The organism is Sphingosinicella rhizophila (genome assembly GCF_032378825.1).
In the GTDB taxonomy this organism is placed as follows: Bacteria; Pseudomonadota; Alphaproteobacteria; order Sphingomonadales; family Sphingomonadaceae; genus Allosphingosinicella; species Allosphingosinicella rhizophila.
Genome location: NZ_JAVUPU010000001.1, coordinates 427439 through 452712, shown reverse-complemented (window position 1 = coordinate 452712; position 25274 = coordinate 427439). Strand labels below are relative to the sequence as shown.

The 25274-nt window shown below is 62.3% G+C and carries 23 protein-coding genes; 12 read left to right on the top strand and 11 right to left on the bottom strand.

The window, feature by feature from the left end; all coding sequences use genetic code 11:
• Nucleotide 1 precedes the first annotated feature (1 nt).
• Together RQX22_RS02065 and RQX22_RS02060 are read right to left on the bottom strand one after the other, a co-directional pair.
• On the bottom strand, nt 2-478 hold the full coding sequence (locus tag RQX22_RS02065; protein WP_315723179.1) for an NfeD family protein: 477 nt from the start codon (nt 476-478) through the stop codon (nt 2-4).
• Entirely contained in the window at nt 475-1461 is a 987-nt protein-coding gene (locus RQX22_RS02060; RefSeq protein WP_315723177.1) for an SPFH domain-containing protein, read from the bottom strand. Before RQX22_RS02060 ends, RQX22_RS02065 begins: the two co-directional genes overlap by 4 nt.
• Before the next feature lie 71 nt (nt 1462-1532).
• Here RQX22_RS02060 and RQX22_RS02055 point away from each other — a divergent pair, with 71 nt between their 5' ends.
• From RQX22_RS02055 to RQX22_RS02040, 4 genes are all read left to right on the top strand, one after another.
• A complete protein-coding gene (locus RQX22_RS02055) occupies nt 1533-2339 on the top strand; it encodes an HpcH/HpaI aldolase/citrate lyase family protein (protein ID WP_315723175.1) in 807 nt (268 codons plus the stop codon).
• 66 nt (nt 2340-2405) lie between these two features.
• Nucleotides 2406-3860 (top strand): IMP dehydrogenase, encoded by a 1455-nt coding sequence (gene guaB, locus RQX22_RS02050; protein ID WP_315723524.1) that lies wholly within the window; start codon nt 2406-2408, stop codon nt 3858-3860.
• A 3-nt stretch (nt 3861-3863) separates the two neighbouring features.
• Complete coding sequence (locus tag RQX22_RS02045) at nt 3864-5048, top strand: RsmB/NOP family class I SAM-dependent RNA methyltransferase (RefSeq protein WP_315723173.1); 1185 nt, start codon at nt 3864-3866, stop codon at nt 5046-5048.
• A gap of 28 nt (nt 5049-5076) precedes the next feature.
• Complete coding sequence (locus RQX22_RS02040) at nt 5077-5586, top strand: tetratricopeptide repeat protein (protein WP_315723171.1); 510 nt, start codon at nt 5077-5079, stop codon at nt 5584-5586.
• 58 nt (nt 5587-5644) lie between these two features.
• On the opposite strand, the gene rsmA is transcribed toward RQX22_RS02040, so the two are convergent.
• Genes rsmA through RQX22_RS02020 form a run of 4 tightly spaced genes read right to left on the bottom strand, consistent with a single transcriptional unit; the run spans nt 5645 to nt 11097 of the window.
• On the bottom strand, nt 5645-6466 hold the full coding sequence (gene rsmA / locus RQX22_RS02035) for a 16S rRNA (adenine(1518)-N(6)/adenine(1519)-N(6))-dimethyltransferase RsmA (protein WP_315723169.1): 822 nt from the start codon (nt 6464-6466) through the stop codon (nt 5645-5647).
• Nucleotides 6467-6489: 23 nt separating this feature from the next.
• Complete coding sequence (pdxA, locus tag RQX22_RS02030; protein ID WP_315723167.1) at nt 6490-7479, bottom strand: 4-hydroxythreonine-4-phosphate dehydrogenase PdxA; 990 nt, start codon at nt 7477-7479, stop codon at nt 6490-6492.
• Between the two features lie 11 nt (nt 7480-7490).
• On the bottom strand, nt 7491-8825 hold the full coding sequence (locus tag RQX22_RS02025) for a peptidylprolyl isomerase (RefSeq protein ID WP_315723165.1): 1335 nt from the start codon (nt 8823-8825) through the stop codon (nt 7491-7493).
• A gap of 52 nt (nt 8826-8877) precedes the next feature.
• Nucleotides 8878-11097, bottom strand: a complete 2220-nt coding sequence (locus tag RQX22_RS02020) for an LPS-assembly protein LptD (RefSeq protein ID WP_315723163.1) — start codon at nt 11095-11097, stop codon at nt 8878-8880.
• A gap of 206 nt (nt 11098-11303) precedes the next feature.
• On the opposite strand from RQX22_RS02020, the gene RQX22_RS02015 reads away from it, so the two are divergent.
• From RQX22_RS02015 to ndk, 3 genes are all read left to right on the top strand, one after another.
• Nucleotides 11304-12782 (top strand): leucyl aminopeptidase, encoded by a 1479-nt coding sequence (locus tag RQX22_RS02015; protein WP_315723161.1) that lies wholly within the window; start codon nt 11304-11306, stop codon nt 12780-12782.
• Nucleotides 12783-12791: 9 nt separating this feature from the next.
• Nucleotides 12792-13223 (top strand): DNA polymerase III subunit chi, encoded by a 432-nt coding sequence (locus RQX22_RS02010; protein WP_315723159.1) that lies wholly within the window; start codon nt 12792-12794, stop codon nt 13221-13223.
• 182 nt (nt 13224-13405) lie between these two features.
• Nucleotides 13406-13828 carry a nucleoside-diphosphate kinase gene (ndk, locus tag RQX22_RS02005; protein ID WP_315723157.1) on the top strand — a complete coding sequence of 141 codons (423 nt, stop codon included), beginning with the start codon at nt 13406-13408 and terminating at the stop codon, nt 13826-13828.
• Nucleotides 13829-13870: 42 nt separating this feature from the next.
• Here the strand turns inward: ndk and RQX22_RS02000 are convergent, their stop codons facing one another.
• From RQX22_RS02000 to purM, 3 genes are read right to left on the bottom strand one after another with little or no spacing between them, the layout of a single operon-like run.
• The gene (locus tag RQX22_RS02000; RefSeq protein ID WP_315723155.1) at nt 13871-14533 is read right to left on the bottom strand and encodes a hypothetical protein; all 663 of its coding nucleotides are present in this window, start codon (nt 14531-14533) and stop codon (nt 13871-13873) included.
• On the bottom strand, nt 14530-15153 hold the full coding sequence (gene purN, locus RQX22_RS01995) for a phosphoribosylglycinamide formyltransferase (protein ID WP_315723153.1): 624 nt from the start codon (nt 15151-15153) through the stop codon (nt 14530-14532). The genes RQX22_RS02000 and purN overlap by 4 nt, the downstream gene beginning before the upstream one ends.
• Complete coding sequence (gene purM / locus RQX22_RS01990) at nt 15146-16240, bottom strand: phosphoribosylformylglycinamidine cyclo-ligase (RefSeq protein WP_315723151.1); 1095 nt, start codon at nt 16238-16240, stop codon at nt 15146-15148. Before purM ends, purN begins: the two co-directional genes overlap by 8 nt.
• Before the next feature lie 106 nt (nt 16241-16346).
• Here purM and RQX22_RS01985 point away from each other — a divergent pair, with 106 nt between their 5' ends.
• The 4 genes from RQX22_RS01985 to RQX22_RS01970 are packed head-to-tail and all read left to right on the top strand — an operon-like array spanning nt 16347 to nt 21847.
• Complete coding sequence (locus RQX22_RS01985) at nt 16347-17579, top strand: heavy-metal-associated domain-containing protein (RefSeq protein ID WP_315723149.1); 1233 nt, start codon at nt 16347-16349, stop codon at nt 17577-17579.
• A complete protein-coding gene (locus RQX22_RS01980; protein ID WP_315723147.1) occupies nt 17579-18193 on the top strand; it encodes an HdaA/DnaA family protein in 615 nt (204 codons plus the stop codon). Before RQX22_RS01985 ends, RQX22_RS01980 begins: the two co-directional genes overlap by 1 nt.
• 5 nt (nt 18194-18198) lie before the next feature.
• Entirely contained in the window at nt 18199-20364 is a 2166-nt protein-coding gene (locus RQX22_RS01975; protein WP_315723145.1) for an RNA degradosome polyphosphate kinase, read from the top strand.
• 10 nt (nt 20365-20374) lie between these two features.
• Complete coding sequence (locus RQX22_RS01970) at nt 20375-21847, top strand: Ppx/GppA family phosphatase (RefSeq protein WP_315723143.1); 1473 nt, start codon at nt 20375-20377, stop codon at nt 21845-21847.
• A gap of 59 nt (nt 21848-21906) precedes the next feature.
• On the opposite strand, the gene RQX22_RS01965 is transcribed toward RQX22_RS01970, so the two are convergent.
• Nucleotides 21907-22206 carry an I78 family peptidase inhibitor gene (locus RQX22_RS01965; protein ID WP_315723141.1) on the bottom strand — a complete coding sequence of 100 codons (300 nt, stop codon included), beginning with the start codon at nt 22204-22206 and terminating at the stop codon, nt 21907-21909.
• A complete protein-coding gene (gene rnd / locus RQX22_RS01960) occupies nt 22203-23378 on the bottom strand; it encodes a ribonuclease D (protein ID WP_315723522.1) in 1176 nt (391 codons plus the stop codon). The genes RQX22_RS01965 and rnd overlap by 4 nt, the downstream gene beginning before the upstream one ends.
• Nucleotides 23379-23481: 103 nt before the next feature.
• Between rnd and aspS the strand changes: the two genes are divergently transcribed.
• The gene (gene aspS / locus RQX22_RS01955; protein WP_315723139.1) at nt 23482-25260 is read left to right on the top strand and encodes an aspartate--tRNA ligase; all 1779 of its coding nucleotides are present in this window, start codon (nt 23482-23484) and stop codon (nt 25258-25260) included.
• Nucleotides 25261-25274: the final 14 nt, after the last annotated feature.

Sequence of the window (25274 nt, the reverse complement as noted above, 5' to 3'; positions counted from 1 at the left end):
CCTATTCAACGGGCTGCTGGGGAGGCGGTATTACGGTCGACTCGACGATGAGACAGCTCCCCTCGGCCCCCGTGACCCGAACTTTCGCCCCTTCCTCGCAATCGGGACCGCTGGCATTCCAGACGCTGTCGCCCACTTTCACCCGGCCGCGGCCGTTTTCGAAGGCTGCCACTACCACCACGGTCTGTCCGATCAGCCGCGCCGCGCGGTCGTTCAGCAATGGATCGCTGCTCGCAACCGGGTGTCGGATATACCAGCGACGGCCCACATAGACCGATGCCAGCGAAAAGAGCGCGAAGAGGATCAGCTGGAATGGCAAATCCAGGTCGAACAGCAGCGACACCATGCCGGTGATACCGGCGGCGGCAGCCAACCAGACCAGAAAGACGCCAGGCAGGACCAATTCTGAAAATGCCAGCAGCGCGGCGGCAATCAGCCACCACCAATGCGGCTCCATGATCCAGTCGGATGGGTTCATCCGTCATTCCCTTCCGCAGCCCCTTCAAATGGCCCACGCCGGCGTGCCGGCGGGGCCGGAGGCGTCCCGACCGGGCTGCGCGCGCTCAAGGCGTCGCGCGCAATTTCCCCGATGCCGCCCAACGTGCCGATCAACTGGGTCGCCTCGACCGGAAACAGGATCGTTTTGGCATTGGGCGATGTCGCGAACTGGCCCACCGCCTCCACATATTTCTGAGCGATGAAATAATTGATTGCCTGGGCGTTGCCGGAGGCGATCGCATCGGAAACCACCTGGGTCGCCTTGGCTTCCGCTTCGGCCTCGCGTTCGCGCGCCTCGGCGTCGCGAAAGGCTGCTTCGCGCCGCCCTTCCGCCTGCAGGATCTGGCCTTGCTTCTGGCCTTCCGCCTTCAGGATCTCGGAGGCGCGGAGGCCTTCCGATTCCAGGATCAACGCGCGCTTTTCGCGCTCCGCCTTCATTTGCCGTCCCATTGCATTGACGATGTCGGCGGGCGGGCGGATGTCCTTCACTTCGACACGGGTGATCTTGACGCCCCAGGCTTCCGTCGCCTGGTCGACGACCGTCAGCAGCCGGGCATTGATCTCGTCGCGTTTTGACAATGTCTCGTCCAGATCCATCGAGCCCATCACGGTGCGCAGGTTCGTCGTAGTGAGCTGCATGATCGCGAGGTAGAGGTCGGAAACCTCATAGGCGCCCTTGGCCGCGTCCAGCACCTGGAAGAAGACCACGCCGTCGACGGCGATCATCGCATTGTCCTTGGTGATGATCTCCTGACCGGGAATATCGAGCACCTGCTCCATCATGTTCACCTTGCGGCCGACGCGATAGAAAAATGCGGGATAGAAATTCAGGCCTGGGCGGGCGACCGCTGTGAATCGCCCGAAATGCTCGATCGTGTAGTGATATCCTTGACGGACCACCTTCACGCTCGAGAAAAGGTAAAGCACCACCACCGCGACTACGAGCAATATTGGTAACGTCATCCCGCCCTCCCTCGACCAATTCGGCTATAATGTAGACAAGTTGACCCCCTTCCAAGCAGAATCGGAAAACCATGACGCACGACGACCTAAGCCTCTGCCGTTCGCTTCTCTTTCTGCCGGCCTCCAACCCACGGGCGATCGAAAAGGCGCGGACGCTCGGAGCCGATATGGTGGTTCTGGACCTTGAGGATGCCGTGAAACCCGTGGACAAGGAGATGGCCCGTACCGCTGCGGTGGAGGCTGCGGCCCGCGGTTTCGGCTCTTCAGTCACCGCGATTCGCGTGAACTCGCCGGGTGCTTGGCAGGATCGGGACCTGGAAGCGGTAAAAGGGAGCGCCGCGGTTTTCGCCGTCGTGCCGCGCACCGCCGGACGGGACGATGTCGATCGGGTGGCCGCCGGAACCGGCAAGCCGGTTTTGGCGATGATCGAAACGGCGCCGGGAGTGCTGGCGGCGGCCGGCATCGCCCCCGCGACCAGCGGGCTCATCGTTGGGACCAACGATCTTGGTGCCAGCTTGGGGCTTCGGCGCGGCAGCAGCAGGCAGGCCCTGACGACAGCGCTCCAGATGGCGGTGATCGCGGCGCGCGCCGCCGGTGTGGCGGTCTTCGACGGCGTCTATAACAAGCTGGACGATCCCGACGGCTTCGCCACCGAATGCGAGGAAGGGCGGCTGTTCGGCTTCGACGGAAAATCTCTCATCCATCCGAACCAGATCGAAGCCGCAAACCGGATCTTCAGCGCCGATTCCGAGGAAATCGAGGCTGCCCGCCGACTGATTGAGGCTGCCACCGGAGGGGCCGAGCGTTTCGAAGGTGAGATGATCGAAGCCATGCATGTCGCCCAGGCCCAAAAGCTGCTTGCGAAGGCGCGCGCCTGAGGGCGCTGGCGCAGCAGCGCAACGCTTCCTATAGAGCGGGACCGAATCCCCCATTCAGAGGACATGATGGACATAGCGCTGGGACTCACATTCGACGACGTGCTGCTGAAGCCTGCGGAATCGAGCGTGCTCCCAAGCCAGGCCGATACCCGCACACGACTGACCCAGGCGATCGGTCTCAACATCCCGATCATATCGTCCGCCATGGACACCGTAACAGAAGCGGATATGGCGATCGTCATGGCCCAATTGGGCGGGATCGGTGTCCTGCACCGTAACCTGACCATCGAGGAGCAGGCTGCCGCAGTCCGGGCAGTCAAGCGTTTCGAAAGCGGCATGGTGGTCAATCCGATCACGATGACGGCGGACCAGACGCTCGCCGACGCGCTGGAACTGATGTCCAGGCATCGCATCTCCGGGATCCCGATCACGCAAAGGGATGGCAGGCTGCTGGGCATCCTCACCAACCGCGACGTCCGGTTCGCGGAAAATCCGAAACAGCCTGTGTCCGAATTGATGACGCGTGAGAATCTGGTCACGGTTGGTCCCGGCGTCAGCCAGGATGAGGCGAAGCGACAACTTCATCAGCGCCGCATCGAGAAATTGCTGGTGGTAGACGATCAGAATCGCTGCATCGGCCTGATCACCGTCAAGGATATCGAGAAAGCGGTGACCTATCCGGACGCGACCAAGGATGCGACCGGTCGCCTCCGCGTCGCGGCCGCCACCACCGTGGGAGATGCCGGTTTCGAGCGGAGCGAAGCCCTGATCGATGCGGAATGCGACCTGATCGTCATCGACACCGCGCACGGCCACAACAGCAATGTTGCAGCGGCGGTGGAGCGGATCAAGAAGAGCTCCAACGCGATCCAGATCGTCGCCGGCAACGTGGCGACTGCCGAAGCGGCAAAGGCCCTGATCGGTGCCGGCGCCGATGCGGTGAAGGTCGGCATAGGACCTGGCTCCATCTGTACTACGCGGGTGATCGCCGGAGTCGGCGTGCCGCAGCTCACTGCGGTTCTGGATGCAGCTGGCGAAGCCGCCAAGAGCAATATACCGGTGATCGCCGACGGCGGTTTGAGGACGAGCGGAGACGTGGCCAAGGCGCTCGCCGCCGGCGCCTCCACCGTCATGATCGGGTCTTTGCTGGCCGGAACCGAAGAGGCGCCCGGCGAGACGTTCCTGTATCAGGGCCGGTCCTATAAATCCTATCGCGGCATGGGATCAGTGGGCGCAATGGCCCGCGGATCGGCGGACCGCTATTTCCAGCAGGACATCAAGGACCAGCTCAAGCTGGTTCCGGAAGGCATTGAGGGGCAGGTGCCCTATAAGGGGCATGCACGCGACGTCATCCACCAGTTGGTCGGAGGCGTCAAAGCCGCGATGGGTTATACCGGCGCCGCCACCATAAAGGATCTCCAGCGCGCCGAATTCATCCGCATCACCAATGCCGGCCTTCGCGAAAGTCATGTCCACGACGTGTCGATCACGCGCGAGGCGCCCAATTATCCGACCCGCTAGATCATGAGGCCGGCCGCGCGGACACAGGCGGCGATCGAATTGCTGGACGAAATCATCGCCGCCGCGCGGGACGCCGGTCCGGCCGCCGACAAGATCATCGCCCGCTATTTCAAGGATCGGCGCTATGCCGGCTCCAAGGACCGCCGTTTCATACGCGACCTCGTCTACCGCGCGATCCGCCGATCCGGCGACCGGCCGGAATCCGGTCGGCAGGCTTTGCTTGGATTGGCCGAGGAGCATGATGACATCCTCACCCTGTTCGACGCCTCTCCGCATGGACCGGCCACCATAACAGTGGGAGAGAAGGGGGCCGAACAGTCGGCCGCACCCGGCTGGCTGGCCGGACGGTTCGACCCTTTGGTGGATGATGCCGAACTGGCGGCCTTGCTCGCCCGGGCGCCGCTGGATCTGCGCGTCAACCGGCTGAAAGGGGGGAGACCGGAAGCGCTTGCGGCCTTTCCGGAGGCCGTGACGACAAGCCTTTCACCGCTGGGACTGCGGCTACCGGAAGGAAGCCCGATCGAAGACAGCGAGGCTTGGCGATCGGGGCTGGTGGAAGTCCAGGATGAAGGCAGCCAATTGCTGTCGCTGGCGTGCGGAGCGGCGCCCGGCAACCTTGTCGTCGATCTCTGTGCGGGCGCAGGCGGAAAGACCCTGGCCCTGGCGGCGGAAATGGAAAATCAGGGGCGGATCCTGGCCTCGGACGTCGACCGGAGCCGACTGTCGCGGCTGCCGGTCCGGCTCGAGCGGGCCGGCGTGAAGATCGTCGAAGCCAGGCTTTTCGATCCGGGCCGGGAGCGCGAAGCGTCGGCGGACCTGGTGGGCCAAGCCGATCTGGTGCTGATCGACGCGCCTTGTTCGGGAACTGGCACCTGGCGACGAAACCCGGAAACCCGCTGGCGGCTCACACCGGACCGGCTGCAACGCCTTGTCGCGCTTCAGGCACGGCTTCTCGACCTGGCCACGGATCTCGTTCGCCCTGGGGGTTATCTCGTCTATGCGGTTTGCTCCGTGCTCGACGAAGAAGGTCGGGGCCAGGCTGAGGCTTTTTCGTGCCGCCGTTCATCCTGGGTTTCTGGGCCTGTTCCTATTGCGGGGGGGCGTGGCGCGGGTCCGGGCCGACTATTGACGCCGGGCCATGACGGCACGGACGGCTTTTTCGTCGCACGGTGGCAAGCGCCATGCTAAGCCATTGCCGATACATATGGAGATATTGATGCGCCTCATGCCCATAGCCCTTTCTGCCGCCATCGCATTGGCAACGATGGCGAGCGCCGGCCATGGTCAGCGCCCAGATGATCAGATCGATCCGCGATCGCTGGCGCTCACGCAGCAGGCTCAGGCGCTGACCGCTGCAGGGCGCTATTCCGATGCCATCGATTCGCTCGAAAGCGCGCTGGCGATCGATCCCAAGAATCGTGGCGCCTATGTCGGCCTTGCGCGTGTCGCCCAAGCACAGGAACTTCCCGGCAAGGCGATAAAATTCTATTTCGAGGCGCTGAAGCTTGAACCTAACGACGCAAGCGTGCTTGCTGGTCAGGGCGAGGCAATGGTGCAGCGCGGCGCCGTCGAGCGGGCCAAGCGCAATCTCGAGAAGCTCAAGACGGTTTGCAGCAATCCCTGTCCGCAGGCCGCTACTCTCTCCGCGGCGATCGCCAAGGGCCCGCCGCCCGAGGTGATCACCGCTCGTGCGCCCGAACCGCCGAAGCCCGCCAAGAACAATTAAAGATTGGCCCTGGGCCGGTCACGCCGATCGAACTCCAACGCCGTCTGCTCTGGAGCCATCAAGACTCGGTATCCTGATTTGAATTCGACCCGTCCAGCATGCGGGCGAGGGCGACATATTCCTCGACCGTGAGCGTTTCGGCACGGCGTTCCGCATCGATCCCGAGGCGTTCCAAGGCGGAAAGCGCGCCCGGCACTGACTGCAGGCTTCGACGAAGCATCTTGCGCCGCTGGCCGAATGCGGATGCCGTGACGCGTGCCATAGTCGCCGGGGAAACTCCTGATGGCGCGGGCTTCGGCTGGATATGGACGACGGCCGACATCACCTTGGGCGGCGGCACGAAGGCGGAGCGGTGCACCTTCATGGCCAGCCGCGGCAGGCTGCGCCACTGTGCGAGAACGGCGAGACGACCATAAGCTGCGCTGTCCGGGCTGGCGACGATCCGTTGCGCCACCTCCTGCTGAAACATCAGGGTAAGCGATTTCCACCAGGGCGGCCAAGCCTCGCCGCTCAGCCAGCGGACGAGAAGGGCAGTTCCGACATTATAAGGCAGATTGGCCACGATATGCGCGCCGACCCCTGCTTCCGCCGCCTCGTCGACGTTCATCGCGTCGCCTTCGATCAGGCGAAGCCGTCCGTCCGAGACAGCTGCCAATTCGTGGAGAGGTGGATAGCAGCGGCGGTCTCGCTCGACCGCCACGACCTTGGCGCCTGCTTCCAGCAGAGCACGCGTGAGGCCACCCGGGCCTGGGCCGACCTCGTACACCCTTTCTCCGTTGAGGTCGCCCGGAACGCGCGCGATCCGTGCCAGGAGCTGGCCGTCGAGCAGGAAATTCTGGCCGAGGGCTTTCGACGCGCTGAGCCCGTGTTGCGCAATCACCTTGCGCAACGGTGGCAGTGGCTTCACGCCTGACCGAGGCGACGGGCGCAGGCGGCTGCCATCGTCAGTGCCGCCATCATCGCGCCAGGATGCGCCTCGTTTTGGCCGGCGAGGGCGAAGGCGGTGCCGTGGTCGGGCGAGGTGCGGATGATGGGCAGGCCCAGCGTCGTGTTGACGCCGTCGTCGAAGTGAAGCGCCTTGAGAGGAACCAGGGCCTGATCGTGGTAGAGGCAAAGCGCCACATCATAGGCGCTGCGGGCGCGTGGATGGAACATCGTGTCGGCGGGATGAGGGCCGGTCACATCCGCTTGCTCCTCACGAAGCCGTTCGATGGCCGGGACCACGATGTCGATTTCCTCCCGTCCCAGCGCGCCGCTTTCGCCCGCATGCGGGTTGAGTCCGGCGACTGCGATACGCGGCCGATCGATGCCGAACAGACGGCGCAGACCTCTGATGGTCGCGCGTCCCTTGGCAATGATCAACTCCGTGGTCAGATATTCAGGCACGTCCCGGTAAGGGATGTGGCCAGTGACGGGGACCGTGCGCAGTGTCGGCCCGGCAAGCATCATCGCCACCATGTCGCTGGCCACGCCGCAACGTTCGGCTACGAATTCAGTCTGGCCCGGATGCGCGAATCCGATCGCATAGAGCTGAGCCTTGGAGACGGGCCCCGTCACCAATCCCGACGCTGCGCCCGACCGGGTCAGGCCGACTGCGAGCTCCAGTGCGTCCAGCGAGTTGCGGGCACCCTCCAGCGTCGGCTTGCCGGGAACCACCTCATCGCCGCTGTCGATCTGGATCAGTGGGAGAGCATGAGCGAAGCGAGAGGAGGCTTCCGCCGGATCGGCGATGACCTGGATCGGGCCTCGCCAAACCGCTTCGATACCGGCTTTGTCGCCAACAGCGAAGAAGGGAGCCAGATTGTCTGACTGCCGGCTTTCCCAAGCCTTGGCGACGATCTCGGGCCCGATCCCGGCCGGATCGCCCAGCGCCACGGCCAGAGAAGTCGACAATTCATCTGCTCCTAACGATAATCCACCACGGCATCCCGGCGCAAATCGCGAAGATAGCGCATTGCGCGACGGTTGACCCTTTCCTCGGTCATCCGGGCATATTCCTTTTCGAACGATGCGCCAGCCATCTGCTGAGGATCATCGCGGCCGCACAGGACGAGAATGCGTACGCCGTCTTCGACCGATCCGAACGGTGGGGTGGACTGGCCGATGCTGAGCTTCAGCAGCACCTCCTGCAAGGGCGGCGGCAGGTCACGCACGCGCATCTGATCGTTGGACAAGACTTCGGCCCCGATCGTGGCAGCCGCAGCTTCGGCGCGACCGCAGCCACCCATTTCCTGGCCAAGCTTGCTGAGCGCCTGCAACTTTTCCTCCGCCGCATTGCGCGGCGTGCCTGGCGGGAAGCTTATCGACACCTGTTTCAGGCTAAGGATCGCGTCGCGCGGATCCGCCGTAAGCACCTGCCGCGTGTCCTGGAGCGCCACGATCGAATAGCCGCCCGGAATCGCAACCGGATCGCTCACCTGCCCAACCGAGAGGGCCTGGGCGGTCGCGGCGAGCTGTTCGGGCAATTGCGCCGCGCGAACCCAGCCGAGATCTCCGCCGACGGCAGCTGTGGAAGCTTCCGAAAATTGCCGCGCATAAGCGAAGAAGGAAGCGCCGTTTCGGATCTGTTGGACGATGCGGTCGGCATTAGCCCTCGTCTCGGCGGCTGTTTCCGGCGTGGCGGAGAGGAAGATTTCACCGATCTTATATTCCTGCGTGCCCTTGGCAGCGTTCAAGCGGTCGATCACCGCACGCACTTCCTCCTCGGCGACATTGACGAAGGGCTCGATCCGCCGTCCCTGGAGGCGGTTCCATGCGATCTGCGCATGGATCTGCCGTTTGAAAGATCGCTCGGAGGACCCGACCGACTTCAAATATGCGACGAAATCCTGAGGCGTACGGTTGAAGCTCTGTGCGTATCGGCCGAAAAGCGTATCGATTTCGCGCGGTTCGATCTTGATGTCCTCGGCCGCGGCCGCCTGGATCTGCAATGTCTCATCGACCAGGTTCCTTAGCACCTGGGCCCGCAGTCGCTGCATTTCCTCGGCAGGGATGCGGCCTTCATTGGCGAGCACGATGAGAGCGACGCGCTGGTCGACATCAGTGCCCGTGATGACGTCGCCGTTGACGATCGCGGTCGCCTTGCGGACGCCGGCATTGTCGGGAGCCAGGAACTCGACATTGTCGGGAATCGAAAGCTGGGGCTGCGCACCCTCGTCCGCGGTCTGAGCGACGGCGACGGCGGCAATCGAGCCGGCGAGCACAAGCGCCGCCCTAGAAAAAGTGCCGAGCTTCATCATTCCTCCAGTAAAAGCAGGCTGCTAGCATGCACTATCGTTGCTGAACCACAGCTTAGCGGCCGAGATTCTTGAGCGCCACCCGGAACAGGAAGATGTTGCCCCGCCGAAAGTCGCCGTTGGTCTCATAGTCGCGCCGCCAGGTTAGGCCAAGCTCGATACAATCGTCATCATAGCCGATGCCGAGCCGATGTCGAACCGGCTCATATCCGTCCTCCAGCGAAAATGGATCTTCCCGGCCGCTGGTGAGATCGATCACGGTCGATCCGAAGATCGACCAGTAATTGGCGAATTTCACGCGGCCGCCAAGCCTGATTTCCTCTCGATCGCGAAGATCCTCGTTCGAAAGGTCGATATCGCGGTTCAGGCGGAGGTAGCCGATAGTGGCATATGTCTGACGGCCGCCGACGACGATGTCGGCTTCATTGCGCCTGACTGCAAAACTATCCTGGTCCAGCCGGAAACGATGGACGAGACTGAATTTCCGGCCGAACTTCACGGTCGTGCGGCCGACGAAGTCCGACAGGCGATCGGACAGTCCGGTTCCCTGCGGCAAGATGCTCGGCTTGCGGGTCAGCCGGTAGCTCTGGCCGACGGTGGTGCGTATCGACACGCCCGGCAGATCGGCGCTCCAATCCAGGCCATATGTTATGCGATTGCCATCCTCCCACCGGTCATAGCCGGGGAAGCGGTTCAGCGCGAAAAGGTTCGAATCCTCGAGGTCTACCGACCGTGCGTCCTCGTTGGGGATATCGAGATTTTCGGTCGGTGGGGAAGCGACGATCTGGACGCGGGGGGTTAGTCTCTGCGTACCTCCCAAAAAGGCCCCGACCAGCGGCCACCGCATTTCCGCCGCGAGCGCAGCGATGCCCCGGCTATGCCAGCCTTCCTCCCCACGATAGGCGGGTATGTCGGTAAGCTCGACATCGCTGGTGTGGTAGAGATCGCCGCGGGCGTAAGCCGTGAGGATCAATTCCTGGCCGAGCCGTGTAATACCCCTCCGTTCCCATCGTGCCGCCGCGAATGCGCGCTGCGAGTCCTGCCCTTCCGTGCGCAGGATGGCGAGGCTGTTGGCCTGGAGCTCGATCCTGCCGTCCCAGAACGGGTCATCGAGGCGCCAGCGGGCATCGATCGCGGGCAGGGCGATCGGCTGCTGACCGGCTATGTCGGTGGCCCTGAGACCCTGAAATCCCCAGCCGGCGATCGAAATATAGCTGTCCCGGTCTATACGCTCAGCTTCGACGACGGAACGCAGCCGCGTGTCTCGGGAGATATCGTAGCGCCTGAGGAATGTCTTGTCGGTGACATATCGTCCAGAGGCGGTGATGCTCCAGGCCGGGCTGAGCTGGAAACGGCCGCTGCCTTCGAGGTAGGCGCGAACGCCGCGCTCCGGAACGGCAGTGGACGACGCGAGCGGTATGTGCTCGCCATGGGTGACGAAGGCACCGATCTGATAGGCGCCCTTGCCGGTCAAGTGACGGAATCGCGCCTCCACGGCCGGCAGCACGTCCGAATAAATGTGGGGCGCGACCGTCGCATCCATGTTCGGCGCCAGCTTGAAATAATAGGGTACCGTCAGTTCGACGCCGTTGCTCTGGCTTATTCTGATCTCCGGAACGAGAAGGCCGGTACCTCCACCGCCGGATCCGTCGGGATGTGAGAGCCAGGGAAGCGACATGATCGGCATGCCGAACAGATTGAGGCTGGCGCCTTCGTAGCGGATGCGGTTGCGGTTTGGATCGTGCACCACCTTTACCGCCGTGATCTGCCAAGTCGGGTTCTTTGGGCAGCCATCCTCGTTGACGACCGCGCATGGCGAATAGGCTGCCCTGTACAATGTCGTATAGCCATCCTTGCGCTCCGCCTGCTCGGCAGCGAGCCGCCCGCCATCCTCGAGCACGAGCAGGAGGTTCCGGATCGCGCCATCGCGCAGCGTGTCGGTAAGCGTCATAACATCGCCGTAGGCCTTGTCGCCCTGCGGCGTCACGATCCTTACGCGGCCTTCGGCGCGGACCTCGCCGCTGATCCGATTCCAGACCAGGCGATCCGCACGAAGATTATTGCCCTCGGTAGCCATACGGACGTCGCCGGTCGCGGTTACGACCTCGGCCTCGCTGTCGTAGCTGAGCTGATCGGTGCTGAACGCGATCTCGCGGCCTTCTATGGCTTGCTCCGCAGCGGGTGCCTGTCCTTGTCCTTCCTGCGCCCATCCCGCCGAGGAAAGGCACAGAAAAAGAGGCAGGGCCGTCAGACAGATGGTTTGAAGCTTCTTCACAATCCCCGCCGCCAAGCAAGCGCGACCGCCGAGCCTATCGCACCGGAAAGCCTGCGCCGCAATGCCGGAAGCCACGGCTGGCCCCTCGGCCGGAACCGTTGGGAGTGAGAAGGAGGCGTGAATGCTCTGTGCAAAGTCGCCCGAGACCGTTGCGGGCAGGGCTCACGAACCCTAGAGGACTAGCAAGTCTTGTCAGGAGCTTTCCCTTGAAAATCAGCTTTGCCGATAAACGACCGAGCGGTGCCTATGCGCTGGCCATTCCCGTCTGGGGTGAGGACATGCTTGCTGACCGCCTCGGGGAACTGGACGAATCCAGCCGGACACTGGCCGCGCGCGCCGCCGAGGCGCAGCGCTTTGAACGCGAACTCGCTACCATCGCCGAGACTTTCGTCGCCGAGGGCAACATTGCCCGCCGTCTTCTGCTGATCGGCCTGGGTGGCAAGCGCGACGACGAGGCCTTGTTCGAACGGGTCGGTGGGGCCTTATCGGCCCGCTTGCTGACCTCTGGCGAAGTCAAGCTGGTCGTGGACGTGAGCGGTCTGGGGCTCGACGGCGAAGCCGCGGCCCGGATTGCCTTCGGGGCGGCCGCGCGGAGCTGGCGTTACGACATTTATCGTACCAAGCTCGGTGCCAAGGCGAAGCCAACCCTCGATGAGGTGGTGATCGTCGGCGGCGGGAGGGGAGCGGACGACGCATGGAGGGACAAAGCGGCCCTTCTCGCGGGCATTTCCCTCTGCCGCACATTGGTGACGGAGCCAGCCAACGTCATCTACCCGACCAGCTTCGTCGAGCGATGCCAGGCGGCGATGAAGGGTGTCGGCATCGAATTCGAGATACTCGACGAGGCGGCCATGCGTGATCTCGGCATGCACGCCTTGCTTGGCGTCTCGCTCGGCTCTGCCCAGCCGCCTCGACTGCTCGCCATGCGCTGGAATGGCGGCGATCCGAAGCGGAAGCCAGTGGCGTTCGTCGGCAAGGGCGTCACTTTCGACACGGGCGGTATTTCCATCAAGCCGGCGGCAGGTATGGAATCCATGAAGTGGGACATGGGCGGCGCGGCAGCTGTCGCCGGCGCGATGCTCGCTCTGGCCGGCCGCAAGGCGAAGGCGAACGTGGTTGGGATTTGCGGCCTCGTCGAAAATATGCCCGATGGCAAGGCGCAACGGCCGGGCGATGTGGTCACATCGATGTCCGGTCAGACGATCGAGGTCATAAATACGGATGCTGAAGGGCGCCTCGTCTTGTGCGATGCAATCACCTGGGCGCAGCGCCACTATAATCCCGAGATCGTGATCGACCTGGCCACACTCACCGGAGCGATGGTGATTTCGCTCGGGTCCGAATATGCTGGCATGTTCTCGAACGATGATATGCTGGCGGCAGGCCTGGCCGAGGCCGGCAGGACGACCGGGGACCGGCTCTGGCGGATGCCGATGGGCGATGTCTATGACAAGATGATCGAGTCGCCGATCGCCGACATGAAGAATATCGGCGGTCGCGAAGCCGGATCGATCACGGCAGCCTGCTTTCTGGGTCGTTTCGTCGAGACCGGCGTGAAATGGGCGCATCTCGATATTGCCGGCATGGCTTGGGCGAACAAGGCGAGCCATCTCTTCGACAAGGGCGCAACCGGCTACGGCGTGGCGCTTCTCGACCGTTTCATCGCCGACAATCACGAAGGATAGGGCCGGCGAGTGACGCTCGTCGATTTCTACCATCTTGTCTCTTCGCCGCTTGAGCGCATCCTGCCGGTCATCTGCGAAAAGGTGCTGACAGGCGGGGACCGCCTCCTTGTCGTCGCCGAACCCGGCCTCCTCGGGCGGCTGGACGAACAATTGTGGAATTTTTCGCGTGACGCATTTCTGCCGCATGGGCGGCAGAATGGGGAAAATCAGCCCATTCTGCTCAGCGAGACGCCGGAGGCCGTCAATGGGGCGACGAATATAGCCATCGCCGACGGGCAGTGGCGGGATGAGGCTTTATCCTTTGCCCGGGCATTCTATTTCTTCGATGCCGGCGATGTCGATCGGGCGCGTTCCTTGTGGCGACGTCTCAAGGATATCCCCGAGGTCGAAAGCCGCTATTGGAAGCAGGACGATCGGGGAAAATGGGTGCAGGGTCCGTAAGGATTTTCCGCATGCTTGCGGTTTTCCGCGACGCCGCCGAGGACCCATCCACGCCTCCGCAAGGGGTGTAGCCGATACGATTGCCGCTTCGCAGTCGTGAGCATGATCACGACCGTTGCGAAGATCGGGTTTGGGCCCTAGAGAGCCGCCGAATTACCCGCATCAATGGAGCATTGCCGGACATGGCGACCGAACGCACTTTCTCGATCATCAAACCCGACGCTACGCGGCGCAACCTCACCGGTGCGGTCACCAAGATGCTGGAAGAGGCGGGGCTCCGTGTCGTTGCATCAAAGCGCATCCACATGAGCCGCGAGCAGGCGGAAGGCTTCTACGGCGTCCATAGGGAACGTCCGTTCTTCAGCGATCTCGTCCAGTTCATGACCTCCGGCCCGGTGGTCGTGCAAGTGCTGGAGGGCGAGAATGCAGTGGCTCGCAACCGCGAAGTGATGGGCGCAACCAATCCGGCCCAGGCGGACGAAGGGACGATCCGCAAGAGCTTCGCCGAATCGATCGAAGCGAACAGCGTCCACGGTTCCGACAGCGCCGACAATGCCAAGATCGAAATCGACTTTTTCTTCAAACCCGAGGAAATCGTAGGTTAAGCTCCGGTTCCTCTATTCTCGAAGCCATCTTTGCTTCGCGGATCAGGATTTGGGATCCTGTTCTCCGGCTGCCGCAAGCGGCTGTCGCCCTTTCCACACCGAGTCGAGACGGGTCTTGGCGCGATCGCCCTTGATCCGTTCGATGAGGGACAGTCCGCGCAGCTCGACTTCCGAACCGCCGAGCAGTCCGCCTTCTTCGAATTTATAGCCGACATCGTAGATCGCGATGTCGGTGATCGTCTCGCCGCCACTGACGAAGCGGGTGGTGATTGCGACCGGAAGTCTTGAATCGCCGGAAGATTTGGGCTGCTTCGGGGAGGCTTCCCGTGCATTTCGCGCTGCTGGCCTGATCCATTCGGCTTCGATGCGTGGTTCGATCAGAGTGTCGATCGCCGAGATATCCAAAGCGCTCGGAAAGAGGATCGTCTGGCTCTGAATGACCTGATTTGGGTCGTGCGGAGAAAGCTGGAGGCTTTTGCCGTTGGTCTTCGCCTGGAGGAGCAAGGTCCGGGAAACCTTTGCCTGCTCCTGTTTCTCTTCAGCACGCGCTGCTTCGCTGGCGCTACGTTCGCTGTAGCTGTTCCAGAGCGTCAGCCCGGAAATCAGCACTGCGACGACCGCCAGCAATTCTCCCAGCGTGATCCAGCGGCGCCGTATCGCGGCGGCTTCACGAGCCTGTTCGGACTTTTCCTTGGCTTCGTTCATGCCTGCCCGCCCTCCCGATTCCGATCGCCCGCTTGTCGTTTGTCGAGCAGCTTTCCGGCAAATTCGTCCAGTGCAGCAGGATAGAGCTTATGTTCCTCTTCCAGCACGCGTTCCGCCAGCGTTTCGGCATCGTCCCGGGGCCTGATCCTGATCTTGGTCTGGGCAAGCACCGGTCCGGCATCCAGTTCCTCCGTCACCAGATGGACCGAACAGCCGGCATAGAGGTCCCCGGATGCCAGTGCGCGCTTGTGGGTGTCGAGACCCTTGTAGAGCGGCAGGAGGGAAGGGTGGATATTGAGGATCCTGTCCGCCCATGAGCGGATGAATTCGGCTGATAGCAACCGCATATATCCGGCAAGCGCAATCAGTTCGACTTGGTGGCGGCGAAGTTCTGCGTCCACCAGGCGATCGAAAGCCGCACGCTCCATGCCGCGATGGCTTTGTGCCCAATTCGGGATGCCAAGTCGCCTTGCGACGACCAATCCTCTCGCCTCCGGAACGTTCGAACCGACGAAGACGATATCGTAATTGCGCTCTTCCCGTCTCTTATATTCGGAAAGGGCGATCATGTTCGTGCCCCGCCCGGAAAGGAGGACGCCGACCTTGATGCGTTCAGCCATTGTGGGTCACGGTCCAGTCGGTCCTGGCGCTCCAACTGCTCCTGGAACCGGAGACAGTGCAACCTCTGGTTCCCCTTTCGACGCGCCCGATGAGGAAGGAATCCTCTCCGGATTCACGCAACTCGCCAATGAGCTGAGGCGCATTCGCTTCGTCGACGAAAAGCGCCATGCCGATACCACAGTTGAAAGTCCGCGCCATTTCTTCGGGTTCGATATTTCCCTGTGCTTGCAGGAACGCCATCAACTGAGGTTGTTGCCAGCTATCGACATCGACAAAGGCGTGAAGCCCTTCGGGAACGACGCGCGGAATATTCTCGAGAAGGCCGCCGCCAGTGATATGGGCCAAGGCGTGAATCTTGCCGCTTCGAACCAAGGGCAGGAGGGCCTTAACATAGATGCGGGTTGGCTCGAGCAATAGGTCGATCAGCAAACGCTCTCGATCGACCAGGGCCGGGCGGTCGAGCTTCCACCCTTTGTCGGCCGCGAGACGCCGCACCAGCGAAAAGCCGTTGGAATGGACTCCCGACGAAGCGAGGCCGAGGATGACGTCTCCCTCCTTGACCTTCGACCCCGTCAGCGCCTCGGCTCGCTCCACAGCGCCAACGCAAAAGCCGGCAAGATCATAATCACCAGGGGCATACATTCCAGGCATTTCTGCGGTTTCGCCGCCGATCAGGGCGCAGCCTGCAATCTTGCAGCCTTCGGCGATGCCCGCGATGACTCGCTCCGCCACTCCGCTTTCCAGCCGGCCGGTCGCAAAATAATCGAGGAAGAAGAGCGGCTCGGCGCCCTGGACGATGAGATCGTTGACGCACATTGCCACCAGATCGACGCCGACCCCGTCATGACGATCCGATTCGATCGCCAGTTTGAGCTTGGTGCCGACCCCGTCATTTGCCGCAACGAGCAACGGATCAAGGTAGCCGGCCGCCTTGAGATCGAAGAAACCGCCAAACCCCCCCAGGGAAGCATCTGCGCCGGGACGCGCTGTCGCCTTCGCGAGCGGCGCAATCGCCTTCACCAGCGCATTGCCGGCCTCGATCGACACGCCTGCCTTGGCGTAGGTATAGCTTTCACCTTCGTTCATCCGGTCGCGACTAGGGTCCAAACCACTTTCCTGCAACGGTAACCGAGTTTTGCATGGTGACCACATGGCGCTTGGATTTCCACGTTCAACTCGCCAAAAGGCGGTCGTGAAGTCTTTTCGTCGTCTTCCTGCCCTCGCTGCGCTCCTCCTCCTTATGCTGGCGGCGGGTGGCGTCGTCTATGCCCAGCTGGAGGGGGCGGATCGCGGCGTGCCTCCGATCGACAGCGCCAATACGCTGGAAGTGACCGGGATTCGGGTCGATGTCGCGGCCGACACTTCAGAGAAGGCACGATATGAGGGATGGCGGCAGGCGCAGTTGAAAGGGTGGAAGGCGCTCTGGGCCAAAACCAATGGCAGGCCGCAGAGCGAGGCGCCCAGTCTTTCCGAATCCGCTTTGAACGCCATGATCTCGGGAATCATCATCGAGGACGAGCAGATCGGGCCCAAGCGCTACGTCGCCACTCTGGGTCTCCTGTTCGATCGTGCGAGGACGGGCCAATTGCTGGGAATCAGCGGTCCGGTCCGTCGGTCCGCGCCGATGCTTGTGATTCCCATCATGATCACCGGCGCGACGCCCTACAGCTTCGAATATCGCAACGAATGGCAAAAGGCCTGGGCCCGGTTCCGGACTGGCAACAGTCCGATCGATTATGTCCGTCCGGCCGGGTCCGGCATCGACCCGCTGCTGCTCAATCCCAGCCAGACCCGACGACCCGGGCGCGGATGGTGGAGGCTGCTGGTGGATCAATATGGAGCCGCTGACATTGTCGTTCCGGAAGTGCATTTGCGACGGCTCTACCCCGGCGGGCCGGCAATCGGTATCTTCACCGCGCGCCACGGCGCCGACAATGTCATGCTCGACAGGTTCACCTTGCGAGCTGGAAATAGCAGCGCGATTCCGCGCATGTTGGATGAAGGGGTAAGAAGGCTCGACATCATCTACGCCCGCGCGCTCGGCGCCGGACTGCTCAAGCCCGATCCTTCGCTCATTACCCAAGAACCGGAAATCGTGGAGGAGTTGGAGGAGGCCGACGATGATGCCGTGACTCCAATCTCTACCCCCATACAGCCCGTGCCGATCGGAACAGCCAGCAGTTTTACGATCCAGGTGGAAACACCCGATGCGGCCTCCGTCGGCCAGGCCGAGCTTTCGGTCAGCCGGATCGGGGGGATTACCTCCGCGATCACCACAAGCCTGGCGCTTGGCGGCACCTCCGTCATGAAGGTGACCTATATGGGCGACGCGGACGCGCTCCGGAGCGCCCTTCAGGCGCAGGGCTGGAACGTGCAGGGTTCCGGCAGCTCGATCCGGATCTCGCGGGGCGGCGGAGGACAATAGTGAGCCAGATCGCCCTTCCGCTCAACTGGCCGATGGCGGATGGCGAAGAGGATTTCCTCGTCTCCGAGGCGAATCGAGCTGCCTTCGAACATCTGAAACGCTGGTCGACTTGGCCCGTCATGGCGACATTGCTGACGGGGCCGCGCAAATCGGGCCGCAGCCTGCTCGGCCGTATCTTCGTCCGCAAGACAGGGGGACGCCTGTTCGACGAGGCGGAGGCGCATGAAGAGGAGGGCCTGTTCCATGCGTGGAACGAGGCCCAGATCAGCCGCAAACCGCTGCTGATCGTCGCTGACGCCGCCCCCCCGCTTTGGCAAGTAGTGCTGCCGGATCTCCGCTCCCGCCTTGCCGCGACTCCGCACCTCGCCATCGCGGATCCTGACGACGCCCTGCTGGGCGACCTCATCGTCAAATTGCTCGGCGACAGGGGCATTGCCACGCCGCCTGATCTTGCCGAGTATCTGGTACCGCGGATCGAGCGGAGTTACCTTGCCGTTCAGCAGGTGGTGGACCTGCTCGATAAGGCCCTGTTGTCACATCATCGTCGCATGACCGTTGCTATGGCGCGCAAAGCCCTTGCCGACGCCGGCATGATCAAGCGAGCGAGACAATAGTTCCGATGAAAAATTCTGCACCCTCTCCGGCGAACGATCCGGTCCGGTCTGAAGCCAATCTTCAGTCGCAGCCTCTTTATTTCAACCGGGAATTGAGTTGGCTCGCCTTCAATCGGCGGGTCCTCGAAGAAGCCTGCAATCCCGCCCACCCGCTGTTGGAGCGGCTGCGCTTTCTCTCGATTTCAGGTAATAATCTCGACGAATTCTTCATGGTCCGCGTGGCCGGCCTCAAGGGGCAGCAATTGCTCGGCGTGGAGGAGCCATCGGTAGACGGACTCACGCCGGCCCAACAGTTGAGCGCGATCGCCAACGAGGCCGATCAGCTCACCGGTCGCCAGCAGGAGGTCTGGGCGGTGCTGAAGGAAGCGCTTGCCGCTGCGGGCGTCGAAGTGATGGGTCAGCACGAAACCGACGAGGCAGCCGAGGCCTGGCTGGACCGGCATTTCAGGGAACAGATCCTCCCGGTGCTGACACCGCAGGCGATCGATCCGGCGCATCCTTTTCCGTTCATCCCGAACAAGGGCTTCTCTCTCATTTTCGATCTGAAGCGATTGTCCGACGGCAAGCCCATTCGCGAATTGCTGATGGTGCCGGCAACATTGCCGCGCTTCATCCGGCTGCCGGGGGATGCCGCCCGCTTCATCGCCATAGAAACCTTGATCCGCCAACGCATTGCCATGCTGTTTCCCGGTTACGAGCTGCTCGGTGGCGGTGCCTTCCGGATCATTCGCGACAGCGATATCGAAGTGGAGGAGGAAGCAGAGGATCTGGTCCGCTATTTTCGAAGCGCGATCAAGCGCCGCCGCCGCGGCCGCGTCATCCGCTTGAAGTTCGAAGCCGGAATGCCGGAGCAACTCGAGGTGATGATCCGGGAAGGATTGGACGCATCCGAAGCTTTGGTTTCGGCATCCACTTCCTTTCTCGGTATCTCCGATCTCGACGCCTTGGCGGACGAAAATCGGCCCGACCTAAAATTCACCCCGTTCGATCCTCGGTTTCCAGAGCGAATTCGGGAACATGGCGGGGATTGCTTCGCAGCCATCAGAAGCAAGGACATCGTTGTCCATCACCCGTATGAGACGTTCGAGGTGGTGGTGGAATTCCTCAAACAGGCCGCCGCCGATCCCGACGTGGTCGCAATCAAGCAGACGCTCTACCGTGCGGGCAAGCAATCCGCCGTGATCCGGGCCCTGATCGATGCGGCCGAAGCCGGCAAGTCCGTGACGGCTGTCGTGGAATTGAAGGCGCGCTTCGACGAAGAGCAGAATTTGCTCTGGGCGAGTGCGTTGGAACGCGCCGGCGTGCAGGTCGTCTATGGCTTCATCGACTGGAAGACCCATGCCAAGACGAGCATGGTCGTGCGGCGGGAGGAGAAAGGCTACCGGACCTACTGCCATCTGGGCACTGGCAATTATCATCCCGTGACGGCGCGGATCTACACCGATCTCAGCTTTTTCACCGCTGATCCGCGCGTCGGCCGGGATGTCGCTCAACTGTTCAATTATATCACTGGCTATGTCGATCCGCGCGACCTCGAGCTGCTGGTTCTGTCGCCGCACGGCCTTCGTGACGGTCTGTGCGACCTTATCGATGGGGAGATCGAGCAGGCGCGGCGGAACAAGCCGGGCGTGATATGGGCTAAGATGAATTCGCTGGTGGATCCGGCGATCATCAACAAGCTCTATGCGGCTAGCGCTGCCGGCGTGGATATCGATCTGGTGGTGCGCGGCATCTGCTGCCTGCGACCCGGCGTGCCGGGTCTTTCCGAGAATATCCATGTGAAATCTATCGTGGGCCGCTTCCTCGAACACAGCCGGATCTGGTGCTTTGGGAACGGCGACGAGCTTCCTAACCGGAATGCGCGGGTCTATATCAGCTCGGCCGACTGGATGCCGCGAAACTTCGATCGCAGAGTCGAATATATGCTTCCGATCGAAAACTCGACCGTCCATGCCCAGATCCTGGACCAGGTCATGGTAGCCAATCTGATTGACAATGAGCAAAGCTGGAGGCTGCTTCCGGACGGGCGATACGAAAGATTGCACGCCGGCGACGAGAAACCGTTCAACCTCCATCATTATTTCATGACCAATCCGTCATTGTCGGGGCGTGGTGCAGCGTTGAGGAAGAGCGGCTCCGTGCCCAAACTTCGTATTCGGCGCGAAGGCTGAGGATTTTCAATTGTTGGATCGTGAACCGGTAGCCATCGTCGATATCGGTTCCAATTCCGTACGCTTGGTCGTCTATGCGGGGGCACCTCGCATTCCTTCCATCATCTTCAATGAAAAGGTGATGGCAGGGCTTGGGGAGGGCATAGCCGAAACCGGCGCCCTGTCGGTACAATCGCAGGAGAAAGCCCTTTCGGCGCTGCGGCGGTTCTGGCTCCTGATCGGGCAAATGGGCGTTGCCCGCACGAGAGTGGTGGCGACGGCGGCCGTTCGCGACGCATCCAATGGCGCCGACTTCCTGGGACAGGTGCGAGCGATAGGCTTCAAACCGCAGATTCTGTCAGGTGAGCGTGAGGGGAAGATGGCCGGCCTCGGCGTTATTTCCGGGGCGCCGGACGCAGACGGGATTGCGGGAGATCTTGGCGGCGGAAGCCTGGAACTCGTGGATATCAAGAACGGCGCGGTGCGGAAAAGCATCTCGCTTCCGATCGGTGTCCTTCGTCCATTGCCGAGCGAGAGCGATCTCCGGATGCTTTTTCGGCAGGCGCTGAAGGAGACGGGAATGGCGTCGCGCGGAAAGGGGAGGCCCTTCTACCTGGTCGGCGGCTCCTGGCGCACGATCGGCCGACTGGACATGATAGCCACCGATTACCCCCTTCCCATCACCCATCATTACCGAATGGAACCCGCCCGGACCGCAGCGATCGCCAAGTTCCTGGGTGCACTGCACAAGGCGGATCCTAAGAGCCTGGCCACGGTCACCGCGACGCGCATCCCTACCTTGCCCGTCGCGCGGCAGATATTGGACGCCTTGGTCCGCGAGCTTCGACCGAGCGAATTGATCGTTTCCAGCTTCGGGATCCGCGAAGGCTTGCTTTATTCCGAGCTCGACGCGCGAATCCGGAAGCTCGACCCGTTGCTCGAAGCGGCACGCGAGGCTGGGCGGGGACTGAGCCGGTTCGGCGAGCATGGTGACCTTCTCGACCGGTGGATCCGGCCGATTTTCGACGATGACCAGCGTCATGCCCGCATTCGCCTCGCCGCCTGCCTGTTGGCCGATGTCGCTTGGCAGGCTCATCCCGATTTTCGCGCAGAGCGGGGCCTGGAAATGGCGCTGCACGGCAATTGGGTGGGGGTCGACGCCTCGGAACGGGTCATGATGGCTCAGGCCCTCTTTTCCAATTTCGGCGGGGGACGCCGCTTGCCGGATGCCGCCATTGCCGACTTGTGCACGGCTGAGGAATTGGAACGCGCTTCCCTGTGGGGACTTGCCATGCGGCTGGGCCAGCGACTCAGCGGCGGTCTTGCCGCCAGTCTGGAACGAAGCATCCTGAGCCGCGACCGAGACATATTGCGCCTTACGCTTCAACGGGGCGAGGAAGCGCTTTATGGTGAGACCGTCGAGCGCCGCCTCAAGAAGCTAGCGACTGCACTGGGCTGTCGCGCCGAGGTTGCGACGGCGCACGGGCGCATACGTGGAAAATGAAGCCGTCTTACTGAGTCCTCTGCTCCCGACCCGTCAGATTGCCCGCCGCAGGAATGGCTTCAGCCGCAATAGATCTTGACCACCTTGTTCTGCCGATCCAGCTGAATGTTGAGACGCGTTTCGCGATAATCCATCGTGACGGCAGCGCCTTCCGGTATCCAGCGCAACCGTTCCGCCTGCGACAAGCGCATCGCCTCCGCACCGAGCGCCGTGGATGCATCCCGCCCCAGCAATGGCTGCGCTTCCTGCGCGTGGCATTTACGGCCATTTCCGCCAGGTGCCGTTTCCTTATGACCTTCCGCAACGCTCGAAGCGCAGGCGGAGGTTGCGAGCATGGCCAAGCCGACCAGGGCCTTCATTGCGCCGTCTCCGTTCTCGTCATCACCAGCTTGCCGCCGCGGACGCCGAAGGCGAGGCGGCCTTCGACGAGGTCGAGCGCATCCCGACCGAATTCGTCGAACCGCCATCCTTCAAGGATCGCAAGGCCATCCCGGCGGCCAGCGGCGAGAAGCTCCAGATCCTCCGATCGGGCGACCAACCGCGCCGCGACATTGCTTTCCCGCGAGCGGATCTTGAGCAGCAGCTTCAGCAGGTCCGCGACCAAAGCGCCTTCCTTGCCGAGGCCGGGGCTTCGTTCGTCGCGGGCGGGAAGCTCGTCGGCGCCGAGCGGTTCCGCGGCCGCCAGCGCCGTCATCATCCGGGCCCCGATCTCATTGGCCTTCCAGGCTGGAGAGAGCCCCCGGACGCGGGCGAGCGCTTCCTGATCCGCGGGCGGATGCGAAGCGACGTCTGCCAGCGTCTCGTCCTTCATGATTCGGCCACGTGGCAGGTTCTTGCCGCGGGCTTCCTGCTCGCGCCAGGCGGCAAGCGCCTTCAAGCGGCCGAGCACTTCTGGCCGACGGCTGGCGATCCTCACCCTCTTCCATGCCCGATCGGGATCATTTTCATAATTGGAGGGATCGCCGAGCCGCTCCATCTCCTGGTCGAGCCATGCGCCGCGCCCGGTACGGCGAAGTTTCTCCAGCATCTTGGGAAACAGGGTGGCGAGGTGGGTGACGTCGCCGATCGCATAATCGATCTGCCTCTTGTCCAGCGGCCGTCTTGCCCAGTCGGTGAAGCGGGCCCCCTTGTCGAGGCTTTTGCCGATCAGGCTTTCCACCAGGTTCGAATAGCCCACCTGCTCCCCGAGCCCCAATGCCATTGCGGCGATCTGGGTGTCGAAGAGAGGATGAGGCGTCTTCCCCGTGAGATTGTAGATGATCTCGAGGTCCTGGCCACCGGCGTGGAACACCTTGAGCACATTTTCATTCTCGACGAGCAAGTCGAGAAGGGGGGTGAGATCGATCCCGTCCGCCTTCGGATCGATGGCCGCGGCTTCCTCGCTATTGCCGATCTGCACCAAGCACAGATCCGGCCAAAACGTGTTTTCGCGCATGAACTCGGTGTCCACAGCGACGAAATGGGAGCGGGATAGCCTTTGGCACAAAGACTTGAGCGAATCGCTGTCACTTATCAGGGGGTGGATATGCATCGCGCGGCTCATAGCGATGGCATGATCCCTTGACAAAGCAAGGCTGCACCGCGAAGCGCCGCGCCAGCAAAATCACTTAAAAGCTGGATTTACGGGGCGGCCTATGCACGCATATCGAACTCATAATTGCGCCGAGCTGCGCTTGGCGGACACGGGCAGCGAAGTGAAGCTTTCGGGCTGGATTCATCGCAAGCGCGACCATGGCGGCGTCCTGTTCGTAGACCTGCGTGACCATTATGGCCTTACCCAGATCGTGGCGCGGGCAGACAGCGAGCCGCTGCGTGTCCTTGACGGCCTCCGCGCAGAATCCGTGGTTACGATCATAGGCAAGGTGGTTTCGCGCGGCGCCGAGGCCACCAATCCAAATCTCGCGACCGGCGAGATCGAGGTTCATGCCGATGAAGTGATCGTCCAATCGTCAGCCCAGGAACTCCCGTTGCCGGTCGCGGGCGAAGCGGATTATCCCGAGGATATCCGACTTCGCTACCGCTATCTCGACTTGCGTCGCGAGCGACTGCACAGGAATATCGTTCTCCGAAGTCAGGTGATCAGCTCGATCCGCCGCCGGATGATCGACCAGGGGTTCACCGAGTTTCAGACTCCGATCCTGACGGCTTCCAGCCCGGAGGGCGCGCGCGACTATCTGGTGCCGAGCCGGGTGCATCCCGGCAAATTCTATGCGCTTCCCCAGGCGCCGCAGATGTTCAAGCAATTGATCATGGTGGCGGGCTTCGACCGCTACTTCCAGATCGCCCCCTGCTTCCGCGACGAAGATGCGCGTGCGGACCGGTCGCCCGGCGAATTCTATCAGCTCGACCTGGAAATGAGCTTCGTCACCCAGGACGACGTGTTCGCTGCCCTGGAGCCTGTTCTTGCGGGCGTTTTCGAAGAGTTTGCCGAAGGTCGAAAGGTGACGCAGGCGCCGTTCCCGCGCATCCCGTTCCGGGATTCCATGCTCAAATATGGTTCGGACAAGCCAGACCTTCGCAACCCGATCGAGATTGCGGACGTGACCGATCATTTCAAGGGCTCGGGCTTTGGCCTGTTCGCGCGGATCGTCGAAAGCGGTGGCGTGGTTCGTGCGATTCCGGCGCCGGCCACGGCCGAGAAGAGTCGCAAATTCTTCGATGACATGAACGACTGGGCACGCTCGGAGGGTCATGCGGGCCTTGGCTATATCACCCAGAAGAATGGTGAGCTCGGCGGTCCCATCGCCAAGAATCATGGTGAAGACGCGACCCGGAAACTGATCGCCGAGCTCGGTCTCGGCCCGGACGACGGCATCTTCTTCGCCGCCGGCAAGGAGGCCCAGGCGGCCAAGCTGGCCGGCGCTGCCCGAACGCGCACCGGCGAGCAACTCGGCCTCGTCGACGAGAATGAGTTCCGCTTCTGCTGGATCGTCGATTTTCCGATGTTCGAATATGACGAGGAAGCAAAGAAGGTCGACTTCAGCCACAACCCTTTCTCCATGCCGCAGGGCGAGCTTGAGGCGCTGGAAACGAAGGATCCCCTCGATATCCTTGCCTATCAATATGACATCGTCTGCAACGGCGTGGAGCTTTCGTCCGGCGCAATCCGCAATCATCGGCCTGACATCATGTACAAGGCCTTCGAGATCGCCGGTTATAGCAAGGAACAGGTCGACACCGATTTCGCCGGGATGATCAACGCCTTCAAATATGGCGCCCCCCCACATGGCGGATCCGCACCGGGCATCGACCGTATCGTCATGCTGCTCGCTGGCGAGCCCAATATTCGCGAGGTTGTCCTGTTCCCAATGAATCAGAAGGCCGAGGACCTGATGATGAATGCGCCTTCGGAAGTGACGCCGAAGCAGTTGCGGGAACTCAACATCCGGATTGTCGAGCCGCAGAAAAGCTAGCAGAGAGGAGAAGG

What these genes read in the sequence shown, in the direction of transcription:
- RQX22_RS02065 (WP_315723179.1), bottom strand. Translation starts at nt 478, where the DNA reads ATGAACCCATCCGACTGGATCATGGAGCCGCATTGGTGGTGGCTGATT.
- RQX22_RS02060 (WP_315723177.1), bottom strand. Translation starts at nt 1,461, where the DNA reads ATGACGTTACCAATATTGCTCGTAGTCGCGGTGGTGGTGCTTTACCTT.
- RQX22_RS02055 (WP_315723175.1), top strand. Translation starts at nt 1,533, where the DNA reads ATGACGCACGACGACCTAAGCCTCTGCCGTTCGCTTCTCTTTCTGCCG.
- guaB (WP_315723524.1), top strand. Translation starts at nt 2,406, where the DNA reads ATGGACATAGCGCTGGGACTCACATTCGACGACGTGCTGCTGAAGCCT.
- RQX22_RS02045 (WP_315723173.1), top strand. Translation starts at nt 3,864, where the DNA reads ATGAGGCCGGCCGCGCGGACACAGGCGGCGATCGAATTGCTGGACGAA.
- RQX22_RS02040 (WP_315723171.1), top strand. Translation starts at nt 5,077, where the DNA reads ATGCGCCTCATGCCCATAGCCCTTTCTGCCGCCATCGCATTGGCAACG.
- RQX22_RS02025 (WP_315723165.1), bottom strand. Translation starts at nt 8,825, where the DNA reads ATGATGAAGCTCGGCACTTTTTCTAGGGCGGCGCTTGTGCTCGCCGGC.
- ndk (WP_315723157.1), top strand. Translation starts at nt 13,406, where the DNA reads ATGGCGACCGAACGCACTTTCTCGATCATCAAACCCGACGCTACGCGG.
- RQX22_RS02000 (WP_315723155.1), bottom strand. Translation starts at nt 14,533, where the DNA reads ATGAACGAAGCCAAGGAAAAGTCCGAACAGGCTCGTGAAGCCGCCGCG.
- purN (WP_315723153.1), bottom strand. Translation starts at nt 15,153, where the DNA reads ATGGCTGAACGCATCAAGGTCGGCGTCCTCCTTTCCGGGCGGGGCACG.
- purM (WP_315723151.1), bottom strand. Translation starts at nt 16,240, where the DNA reads ATGAACGAAGGTGAAAGCTATACCTACGCCAAGGCAGGCGTGTCGATC.
- RQX22_RS01975 (WP_315723145.1), top strand. Translation starts at nt 18,199, where the DNA reads ATGAAAAATTCTGCACCCTCTCCGGCGAACGATCCGGTCCGGTCTGAA.
- RQX22_RS01965 (WP_315723141.1), bottom strand. Translation starts at nt 22,206, where the DNA reads ATGAAGGCCCTGGTCGGCTTGGCCATGCTCGCAACCTCCGCCTGCGCT.
- rnd (WP_315723522.1), bottom strand. Translation starts at nt 23,378, where the DNA reads ATGCATATCCACCCCCTGATAAGTGACAGCGATTCGCTCAAGTCTTTG.
- aspS (WP_315723139.1), top strand. Translation starts at nt 23,482, where the DNA reads ATGCACGCATATCGAACTCATAATTGCGCCGAGCTGCGCTTGGCGGAC.